Genomic DNA, 1,116 nt, shown 5'->3' on the forward strand with positions numbered 1-1,116 from the left:
CGACCAATATCCGGATTGTAGTAGCGATGGCGGTTGTAGTGCAGCCCGCTTTCTTGGTCGAAATACTGGCCCTGAAACCGTATTGGGTTGTCGATTTTTCCGATGTCGAGGCGGCTGATTTCGCCGTAGGCGCGGTAGTGGGCGGACCAGACTATTTCGCCGTCGGGCGTGGTGAGTTCCTGTGGGGTGCCGAGGTGGTCGAGTTGGTAGTGGTAGGGCTTGGTGGTTTTTGGGCCATAGCCTTCCAGCATTACCAGTGGGCGGAAGCTGTCGGGTTCGTAGATATAGCTGCGGTGCTTGTCTTTGTGGTGTTCGGCGATGAGCTTGTCGCCTTGCCAGAAAAACTCCGTGGTGATGCCGTCGACGGTTTTGCTGATGCGACGGCCAAACGGGTCGTAGCGATAGCTGGCGGTTTGGCCGTTAGGTTTTGTGATTCCAATTAACCGATGCTGACAGTCGTAGCGGTATTCGGTGACGAGTTGATGGCCTTTTCCGCGCCGCTCGCGGATCAGATTGCCGAAGGCGTCATAGTCATAGTGGTTGTCGCCTTGGCTAATCAAACGATTGCCAGCGACGACATCCGGCCCCGGTCGGTCTTGCATCAGCAGATTGCCCGCTGGGTCGTGCCCGAAGCGCTCTTGTACGTCTTGGGAGTGGTCGGCCCGCGTGAGGCGGTTTAGTGGGTCGTACTGGTAGTGGTGGTCGCCTTTGCGGGTGTCGAGCAGGCGGGTGAGGTTGCCGGATTTGTCGTAGTCGTATTGGCGTTGGTAGAGGTAGTGCTCTTGTTGAGTGACGGCGTGGGCATGTAGACGCTGTTGGTCGTCGTAGTGGTAATGACTTAGGAGTTGGCCTTGTTGGCGTTGGTGTTCCTGGCCGGATTTGAAGAGGTGGGAGGTGAGGGTTTCACCGTTCAGTTCTACCGTAGCTAAGTGGCCGCCTTTGGCATGATTAAAAACAAGACGGTTGTTGTCCGGCAGGCGCAGGTTCTTGAGTTGGCCGCAGGCGTCGTAGCCATAGCGCAGGGTGCCCCAGCCTTGGTGCTCAGCGGTGAGGCGGTTTTGCGCGTCGTATTCGTAGGCTAGAGCCCAGTGACCGTCTTCGACGCTTAGGAGGTTG

General features: G+C 57.3%; 1 protein-coding gene. It reads right to left on the bottom strand.

Going from position 1 to position 1,116, the window contains the following annotated elements:
• Window positions 1–1,116 (bottom strand): RHS repeat domain-containing protein (locus tag HF257_RS33185; RefSeq protein ID WP_185712156.1); only part of this gene is annotated, 1,116 nt, incomplete at both ends.

It is taken from the genome of Pseudomonas cremoris, assembly GCF_014230465.1.